General features: G+C 68.2%; 8 protein-coding genes and 2 pseudogenes. 3 read left to right on the top strand and 7 right to left on the bottom strand.

All coding sequences use genetic code 11. From position 1 onward, the window contains the following. Nucleotides 1-268: pseudogene (locus tag AB0G14_RS22890) on the top strand (hypothetical protein); the annotation flags it as partial. Nucleotides 269-608: 340 nt separating this feature from the next. Here AB0G14_RS22890 and AB0G14_RS22885 read toward each other — a convergent pair. Then, complete coding sequence (locus AB0G14_RS22885) at nucleotides 609-965, bottom strand: hypothetical protein (RefSeq protein WP_357700486.1); 357 nt, start codon at nucleotides 963-965, stop codon at nucleotides 609-611. A 443-nt stretch (nucleotides 966-1408) separates the two neighbouring features. Here AB0G14_RS22885 and AB0G14_RS22880 point away from each other — a divergent pair, with 443 nt between their 5' ends. After that, nucleotides 1409-1930 (top strand): hypothetical protein, encoded by a 522-nt coding sequence (locus AB0G14_RS22880; protein WP_357700484.1) that lies wholly within the window; start codon nucleotides 1409-1411, stop codon nucleotides 1928-1930. A 47-nt stretch (nucleotides 1931-1977) separates the two neighbouring features. Here the strand turns inward: AB0G14_RS22880 and AB0G14_RS22875 are convergent, their stop codons facing one another. From AB0G14_RS22875 to AB0G14_RS22855, 5 genes are all read right to left on the bottom strand, one after another. Continuing rightward, a complete protein-coding gene (locus tag AB0G14_RS22875; protein ID WP_357700482.1) occupies nucleotides 1978-3021 on the bottom strand; it encodes a site-specific integrase in 1044 nt (347 codons plus the stop codon). Further along, nucleotides 3011-3493, bottom strand: a complete 483-nt coding sequence (locus tag AB0G14_RS22870) for a hypothetical protein (protein ID WP_357700480.1) — start codon at nucleotides 3491-3493, stop codon at nucleotides 3011-3013. The genes AB0G14_RS22875 and AB0G14_RS22870 overlap by 11 nt, the downstream gene beginning before the upstream one ends. A 501-nt stretch (nucleotides 3494-3994) precedes the next feature. Beyond that, complete coding sequence (locus AB0G14_RS22865; protein ID WP_357700478.1) at nucleotides 3995-4306, bottom strand: hypothetical protein; 312 nt, start codon at nucleotides 4304-4306, stop codon at nucleotides 3995-3997. 540 nt (nucleotides 4307-4846) lie between these two features. Beyond that, entirely contained in the window at nucleotides 4847-6037 is a 1191-nt protein-coding gene (locus tag AB0G14_RS22860) for an ISAs1 family transposase (protein WP_357700476.1), read from the bottom strand. A gap of 308 nt (nucleotides 6038-6345) precedes the next feature. Beyond that, nucleotides 6346-6732, bottom strand: coding sequence for a hypothetical protein (locus tag AB0G14_RS22855; RefSeq protein ID WP_357700474.1), 387 nt, complete (start codon nucleotides 6730-6732; stop codon nucleotides 6346-6348). Between the two features lie 212 nt (nucleotides 6733-6944). Between AB0G14_RS22855 and AB0G14_RS22850 the strand changes: the two genes are divergently transcribed. Further along, nucleotides 6945-8072, top strand: coding sequence for a hypothetical protein (locus tag AB0G14_RS22850; RefSeq protein ID WP_357700472.1), 1128 nt, complete (start codon nucleotides 6945-6947; stop codon nucleotides 8070-8072). A gap of 71 nt (nucleotides 8073-8143) precedes the next feature. On the opposite strand, the pseudogene AB0G14_RS22845 reads toward AB0G14_RS22850, so the two are convergent. Beyond that, nucleotides 8144-8245, bottom strand: a pseudogene (locus AB0G14_RS22845) (IS481 family transposase); the annotation flags it as partial. Nucleotides 8246-8326 lie beyond the last annotated feature (81 nt).

Raw genomic sequence — 8326 nt, 5'->3', positions numbered from 1 at the left:
GCTCCACGATCGACGGCGTTCCGCACACCCAACCATGATCCAACCCGAACGCCCCAGGTCAAGCCGACCCGCCGACGAGCACCTGACCAGTCACGAGGTCGTCAAGCACGTCATCGCCGTCCGCCTCGCGGAGGACGAGGCGGCGAAGGCGGCGGCGGCCAAGAAGCTGGAGAAGGAGAAGCTGCTGGCGGTCCTGGGCCGCAAGCAGGACGCGGTCCTGGAAAACCTGACCGAGGCAGAGCTACTGGCCCGAATCAACAACCTGTAGCCCCGCCGATAATCAGCGTCTGCCAGCGGGCCCGCACATCGCCGAGAAGTACGGTCGCCATGCAAGACCTGTGCGGCCAGGCCGGCGCTCACGGCCACTTCTCGGCGAACTCACATCGGTACAACAGCGACCGCGACGCCCTCTCATCGGCAGATCCGGATGCCGGAGCGGTTCGCTCCGATCGCCGCTCACCACAGCCACCGGGCAGCCGGCGCATCGAAAAGGGATAGGACAAACGACAAGGGCCACCCATCGTCAGCGTACGGCCTCATGCGCTCGTAGCACTTGTCGTCGTGGTTCGGCCGCCAGTGGCTGGTGCCCACCAACCCTTTGGCCGCTACTACCCGAAGGTATAGCGCAGGTCCGCGTTGATCAGTTCGTTGAGCCGCTTGCGCAGATGTCCCAGCAGTGACGGGTCGGGTAAGGGTTCGGCGACCAGCAGCGTCCAGCGCAGCTGCGTGCCTTCGCTGCCGTCGGACTCCAGGTCGAAACGCACTTGGGCATCCGGCCGCTTCGGCCACAGTGATGACCAGACGACCAGGTGTGGGTGCTCGGCGCGCAGGACCTGCGGCGATTGTTCGTCGTCCAGCAGCTGCAGCCAGGGCCGCGCCGGGTCGCGGTCGGGCTCCGTGAGCGCCTCGAAGACGATGGCCGGTGGGGGCGGTTGGGCGCGCGTCCGGCTGCCGGCTTCGAGCATGCCTCAGAATAAAGCCCGCCGGCCTGATCCAACCCGTCGCCGTGCCGCCGTCGGCCAGACCGGGTGCTGGCCGGTCCGCCCGATCGAGCGCAAGAGCTGGCGTTCTCGGTGTCCATGGGGACGGTCGTTCGCTGCAATGCCGACGATGCCTTGACACCGCAGCAGGAGTCGGAGCTTGTGTGGGCGATGCTGGCTCGTCAGGTGGGGATCGATCCGGACCGGGTGGGGCCGGTTCTGGATCTCGCTGCAGCCGGTGTGGTCAACAACGCGTGGCGAAGCAGCCCGGTGGAGGACTGGCACACCGGGGACGGGCCGCTCAGCGACGGCGACATGCTCCGCATCAATTCGCACACATGTTGGTGGGTACGGCAGATCATCCGGCATTGGCACCGTGAGGTGGCCTGGCGGCAGATGCCGACGCTGGGCAGCTTGACGACGTCAGCGTGGACGATTGGGACTGGCTGGCCGTACGGATCTGGCGCTGGTTGGTCAACCCGCAGCGCCTGCTGCCGGGTGGCTCGCGGCTCGTCGAGATCGCCGACGATGACCTCGCGGACTTCAGCGACCACGTCGCCGGCGTGTTGGGCGGGTGGGCAGCCGCCGCCGAGGAACGGGGTGGCCGACACGCCATCTGGCGGGCCGCGGCACACGGTGGGCTGCCGTGCCGCCATTGGTGGGGCACGTCGACCTGGCCCAGCCTGGTCGACGACTTCGTCAACGTCCTTGACGAGCCGTCGCACCGGCACGGGGGTCCCGGCGGCCAGCGACGCCGACGACTGCAGCCAGAACCTGCGCAGGTCGCGGACCGCAGCGTTTTGCGCAGAACCCTTCTGCGCGAACCGTGGCTTCTTGAACCGGCGGCAGCCCAGTGGCTTGTTGCGGCGGGTATCGGCTACCTGCAACCGGATATTCCGCCGTTGCCCACCAGCGCCGACACCAACACGTCCGCGAGGGGCGTCTTTTGAGGACTGGGTCAACAGCGAGTTCCAGGGGGTGTTGTGGCCGGCCGCCGTCATCCCTGGCCTGGTGCGGGCAAGGACTGCCCGTCTTGTCTTCTGGCTAGCGGGTGGGGTTGGCCGGTCATGGCGGCTAGGGCATCGGCGACGGCGTGCAGGTCGGCCTTGATGTAGGTGGTGGTGGCGGGTCCACGTCGGTCGGTGTGGCCGGCGTAGGCGCGGGCTACTCCATAGCCGAAGTGGCGTTCTACCCAGGTGAGGGTGGTGTGGCGTAGCCAGTGGGTGGAGATCCCCTGTGCGGCGACCCACGGGAGCTGGCGGCCAATGCGTTTCCACAGCAGGTCGTAGCGGCGGTAGCTGGCGGGCTGGCCGTTGCGGTAGCGCAGCAGCTTGTCGGCGGGTGCGACGGCACCGCGGGCGTGGGCGTGCTCGAGCAGCCGGGCGGCGAGCATCGGGGTGATGGGTTGCCACCGTTGGGTGCCGCCCTTCTCGGTGAGCCGGATCAGGGCGTGGTCGGTGTCGAGGTCGACCAGGCGCAACGCCAGGGCGCCGCCGCGGCGGCACGCGGTTTCGGTGTGCAGGCGCAGCAGCAGGGCGTCGAGGACGATGTCGTTGCCGCCGCTGCGCGCGGCGCGGTTGATCGCCTCCAACTCCTGCGGGGTGAGGGCGCGGCGGGTGTTGGGCAGCCGGCGGGGCTTGCGCACACGGTGGGCGGGGCTGTCCGCGGCCGCGAGGTAGCCGTCGGCGATGGCCCGGTTGAAGAAGGCGCGAGCGGCCGCGATGAAGTGCTCGCCGGCATGTCGGCCGTGCCGGGAGTTGCGGCGGGAGCGGGCGGCGGCCGTGGCCTGGCGCATGAGGGCTTCGATGTCGCTTGCGGTGACCGTATCGAGGCGGCGGTCGCCGAGGGTCGTGGCCATGCGGTTCCAGTAGCTGTGGTAGCTGCGCCGGGTGCCGGGGCTCGCCGCCGCTTCGACGCGGGGCAGGTATTCGGCGACTGTCGGCACCGCACGGCTGGTGGTGTCGGTGAGGTCGGCGGCGGTGAGGCCGAGATGGTCGAGCAGCGCTCGGGCGATAGTAATGCGGTCGGGGTCAACGCTCATCGAGGGCTCCGAGGATGTGCGCGTGCAGGTCGGCCAGGAGCGTGGTGATGGTGTTTGAGGGGTGCACGACGATCAGGTCTCGGCCGTGGAAGGCGGCCAGGAGCACCGGTTGACCGGGAGCGATGCCGCACAGGTGGCGGGCTGCGGCCGGCAGGGGAAGTTCCTCACGGGCCCCCACGAGGTGCTGCCCGTCAGCGGCGGGGGTGATGAGCACCGCGGCGTGCACGACGTCGACGCGCAGAGCGAGGCCGGGTGTCCAACCCAGGACGCGCAGCAGTGGACGGGCGGTCACCCGACCCGCGGAATCGGGGCTGGCGACGTCGAACAGCACCCCGCCGCAGGTCTGGTCAGCGGGCGGCGGCAGGGTCGGCATGGGCGCCGGCTGCGGCGGTGCGACCGGCAGTGGGCTGGGCACGAGCGCCTCGACGAGCTGCTCGTCGGGCCGGCGAGGAGAGGGCCGCCGGCGGCTCACGGCCACCCCCGCCAGTGCGGACGCGCCGCCATCAGCGCAGGCGGGATCATCCCCCGAGGTCCGTCATGAACACGGATGCCGCTGGTGGTGATCCGCTGAACCGCCGCTACCGGTCGATATTGCGCGAATCTCCACGAAGAGTGGTGTCCGAGGGGGGATCGTACACGAATCTGCGGCACCCACGCTCAGCATGGGTGCTCATGCCGTGATCCTACAGCAGCTATTGCCTCGCCATACAGCCATGAAAGGCTAATCGAGGTGGCGGATCTTGGAGAGGGCGGCGAACAACATTTACGGTTTCGCGCGTTGGTTGCGCCATCGGATGCAGCCTGAGCCGCCACCGTCGTCACCCTTCCCCGGCGGGCGCGGAGTCCTGGCAGGGCCTGCTGTGGGATCTGACCGGCGGGCCGGCGGACAGGCCGCACGGCCCGTACGTCCTCAACGAGGGCGAACCGCAGGAGGCTCACCGTATCGGGGCGCGCGTGCGTACACGACGGACGGCTACTGAACATCGGCGACCCCGCCTCGCCTCTGGTCGCGGCGTTCCTGCTCGGCGGCGTAGGCGGCGTTCAGGCGTTCGAGAGGGCCCGGGCCATCGTGGGGCTTCGGCGGGGCGTCGAGGTGGCGCACCCGGAGCTCGTCCATGAGCTCCTCCACGAACGCCGGGCCAGCCTCGCGCATGATCCGCTGCCGGATCTGGAGCTCCTCGGTGCCCAGGCGCCAGTCGAGGCCCCAGTTGCCGAGCGCGTAGAGGACCGGAAGGGCCTGGATGCCGGCTTCGGTGAGGCTGTAGCGGGCGCGCTGCCCTCGCATCGCGGTGCCGCGGGTGAGGATTCCCGCCTCGACGAGCCGACGAGGCGGTCGGCGAGGATGTTCGAGGCGATGCCCTCGATCGACCCGGTGAGCAGCGCCCGGAAGTAGCGGCGGTCGCCGAAGATGACGTCGCTGAGCACGCGCAGCGCCCATCGGTCTCCGAGCACCTCGACGGCCGCGTTGATCGGACACCCGGACCGTGGTTCCACGACTCCTCCTTGACAGGCATTTGACCAAGACCAGACCGCTCACGATTGGCGTCTCGGTGGCACAGCTGGTTTACATAACCCCAGGAATGCCAAGCGAAACCCTTCACCATGCAGCGGATCTGACCGCTGAATTCCAGGAGTGGCCAGGCAATGGCAGCGCCGCGCTTGGCGGGTCACCCGCGCCACCGCCGCGGCGAAGGTTGCTGTTGGACAGGATTCGTCGCCGCTGAGTGGGACCTTCACCCCGAAGTCCATTCACGCTGTTCGAGAGTCGCTTGTCGTTGGTTTGGTCCGGTTGAGATAGCTACGGCGAGAACATAAACAGACAGGGTCATTGCGTAGTTGGGTAGCTGCTGGTCACGGTGGTGATGAGGTCGTGGGGGCGGCGGTTGGCGCGCCGGGTTGCTCTGGCGATGTTGGTCTCGCCGTTGCCGCGATGGAATCCGATGGCGGTGTTGCGTAGGACCGCTGTGACGGCGGGTCCGTTGCCGGTACGGGCCCGGTGGGCGTCCTCGTGGAAGGTCACATCGCGGACCCAGTGCAGCCGGTTCTCGATATGCCATTCCAAGCGGGCCCATTCCTGCAGGTCAGCAGGTTGGGCGTGGGCGGCGGGCAGTGACGCCACCAGATAGACGGTCTGGCGTGTGCGCTTACCGGCTGCAGTGCGGGTGCGGGTGATCCGGACGGCCTGTTGGGCGTGGGGGAAGCCGATGCCGCCGGGAGTCTGCACGGTCAACGCCTTGACGGTACGGGTCTCACGACGGCCGTGTCCGGTGTCGCGGTGTTGATCCCCGACCGGCACCTGCGCCCAGGGCAGATGCCTGAGCTGGGCGAACAACGTCGGCTGGTTGGCCTTTACCGACACATACAGGTGCCCGCCGGCAGTGGCGACGGCCCGGGCGTGGGCGACCTGGGCGTGCAGCGCGTCCGCGACGATCACCACCCCCGCCAGGCCGCCCAACCGCGCCTTGACCTGCTCCAGTAGCGGGGCGAACGCCGGAATCTCGTTCGACTTCGCGGCGACCTGGACCTGCGCCAGGACCACGCCGGTCGAGGTGTCGTAGGCCGACAGCAGATGGACCCGCCCCTCGGGCAAGACAGCGCCCCGCACCACCTTGCCGTCAACAGCGATGACCCGCCGCACCGGCGGCGGCGCCGACAGCCGGGAGCACAGCCAGTCGGCCAGCACCGCTGTCAACGTCTCGGCGTCGATGCGGACCAGCAACCGCCACACCGTGGTCAAGACCGGCACCCGACCGGTAAACCCGAGCCGGCCCCACGCCGGCGCATCGAGATCGTCGACCCAGTCGGCGATCGCGGCGAACGTGCTGGCTCCGGCCATCACCGCGCACACCGCGACCGCGAGCACGCTCGCCAAGGGGTACCGGATCCCTCGCGGGTCACGCGGGTCAGGAACTCGTGCCAGGGCCGCCAGCAGCCCATACGACTCACGGCCGGCATCCGTGGTGTCGGTCGAGGCGGGGGCATGCTGACGGATCACGTCGATCAGCGATGATGACATGCGCGGGTGTGGTCCTTGTCGGGGTCATGTTGTCTCAGCAACTCCATGATCACCGACGGGCCGCACCCGTCCCGCGTCACCCTCCAACCAGGCCGGACACCAGTACGCCCAGGTCAGACACACCTCAATCGACTACGCAAAGACCCTGCATAAACAGATCGTTCCCGACAGCGGTTGAGGTTGCCGCCCCGCTGCCAGTCAAGGTCGACGGGCTCGACGTCGTCACCCTCCGGTGCCCAATCGCCTGCTGCCGCATAGATCGCCCGTCGAGTGTCGGCCGATCGGATCACCGCCGGCCAGCACCTGGGTCAGGGGTTGAGGTCGGCCCACTGCGCCTGCGTCAGCAGGCCCCCATGCTCCAGCCGGTGGGTGATCTCGGACTTCGTGGCCGCGTCCAGCGTCTCGGGCAGATACTCGAACGAGGCAGGCAGAACATCCAGCAGGGAAAAGACCTGCTGGCCGTCTCGCATCGTCAACAACAGCATGCACCGCCAGTGCGGCGAAAACTCAGGGTGATGCGCGGCCTGATGGACCAGCACCGGCCGCAGATAGTGCACCGCTTCGGAATCGGCGAATTCCACCAGCCATCCGGCACCGTGATTGCGGTTCAGCCCGCACTCGATCGCCTCCGCGTCGAGCCGGAGCAACTCCAGCGTGTCGACCGCCTTGACCGTACGTGGAACACCGGAGCTCACCGCACGAGTCTCCCATCCGAGACGATCCCGTCCAACGCGCCGACGCCCGCCCGCTTCACCGCAGACGACTTGAACGTCGCCCCGTCTCAGCAGCCCCGATGTGGCACCAGCGCGGCGCCCGGTGCGGCGCATGACCGTCGACGGTTCCGACTTCGCCGAACAGTCGTGGACCTGTAACGACCTCTTCGTGCCCGTGACCAATACTCTGAGTCATGGCTACCGATGTGCTGACTCCAACGCTCCCGGACGACGTGTTCGAACATGAGGGGTTGTGGTGGCGTGCCAAGAAGGGTGCGACGTCGACGTTCGAGGAGAGCGTCGCCGCCCGCGCGCTGTTCCTCGACTTGCACCGCGACGAGGTCTGGAACCCATGGCGCATGGAGGAAGAGGCCGCAGGCCTCGAACGCGCCGAGCAGATCATGGGCGAATGGGAACGCGCCGAGCCGGGCTTCAAGCGCAAGACGAAGCGTCAACTCGACGCCGAGATGGCCCGCTGGGAACGCGACTGGGAGAAGAAGCGCATCAAACGCGAGGCACTCCGTCAGAAGAACCTCGAACGCTACGACGCCGAACGTGAACAGGCTCGGCTCGAGTTGCTGGAGCAGCAGTGCATCCTGGCTCACCGAACGACTGAGGTTGCCAAGCTCCGAAGTGCTGAGTCCTACCCGGCCATGGATCCCGCTCGCCGGACCAATCAGGTGGCGGAGCTCGACGAGCAAATCGCCCGGCACAAGGCCGCGGTCGAACGCCTGACTCCCATCGTGGGCGATCCGGAGGACGTCCCCGACCAGCAGGGCTACCTACCGCGCGACCGTCGCCACTCGACGCTGTACATCTACCGCGAGCGCCGGATCCAGGAAGTGCGCGAGCTCCGCGCCAAGCTCCCCGAGTTGGAGGCGCAGATCAAGGACACAGAAGACAAGGCCGAGCGCTCCAAGCTCCCCGCTCAACGTGACGTCAAGAAGTGGCACCTCGACAAGTTGCTGGCGGTGCCACGCCTGGAAGCCGCGGACATGTGCGCCGACTGCACCACGCCAGCTCACGGCCATGGCTACGTCAGCCCGCCCTACGACTGGCCGTGCGTGGCGTGGCCGGGACAGCGCGCGATCCACGCCAAGGTCATGCAGATGCTCGAAGCGTCCAGCAAACGGCGTGCGGCGGAAGGGCCAGCCGCGCCATCGAAGTCGATTCCACAGCCGCTGGCTGTCGTGCCGTCCGGCCTTCCTATCGCCGAAGTCGTGCAGCGCCTTCAGGAGCTGGAGGAGCAGTACCCGGAAGCAGAAGTGCGACGAGGCCGAGCCAACCGCTGGGAGCTATGGCACAAGAGGTCAGACAACTGAGATGCAAGATCATGCCGCGTGCGCGAGCGGCCCCGAAGTGCCCCGCGTCCAGCAGCATCGACGGCCGGATCATAGCGTTCAGCCGTCCGCGCGATGGGCCAGCCCTCATCCACCACGAGCCTGGCCAGACGCAGCCGGGCACGCGGAGTCAGCGCCGCGTTAGCGTGAGACACGAGGACCTCCTGGTCTGTGATGTGGTCGCCTTCAGCAGCTCCACTTCACGACAGGAGGTCCTCGCCATCCAAGATCCGTCA

The sequence above is a fragment of the Micromonospora sp. NPDC023814 genome, from assembly GCF_040639595.1.
Lineage (GTDB): Bacteria > Actinomycetota > Actinomycetes > Mycobacteriales > Micromonosporaceae > Micromonospora.
The sequence above is the reverse complement of the archived record's forward strand: the minus strand, read 5'-3'. Positions and strand labels throughout refer to the sequence as shown.

Bases quoted from the DNA above. Each gene is read 5' to 3' on its own strand.
- AB0G14_RS22885 (WP_357700486.1), bottom strand. From the start codon at position 965: ATGCTCGAAGCCGGCAGCCGGACGCGCGCCCAACCGCCCCCACCGGCC.
- AB0G14_RS22875 (WP_357700482.1), bottom strand. From the start codon at position 3,021: ATGAGCGTTGACCCCGACCGCATTACTATCGCCCGAGCGCTGCTCGAC.
- AB0G14_RS22865 (WP_357700478.1), bottom strand. From the start codon at position 4,306: ATGCGAGGGCAGCGCGCCCGCTACAGCCTCACCGAAGCCGGCATCCAG.
- AB0G14_RS22860 (WP_357700476.1), bottom strand. From the start codon at position 6,037: ATGTCATCATCGCTGATCGACGTGATCCGTCAGCATGCCCCCGCCTCG.
- AB0G14_RS22850 (WP_357700472.1), top strand. From the start codon at position 6,945: ATGGCTACCGATGTGCTGACTCCAACGCTCCCGGACGACGTGTTCGAA.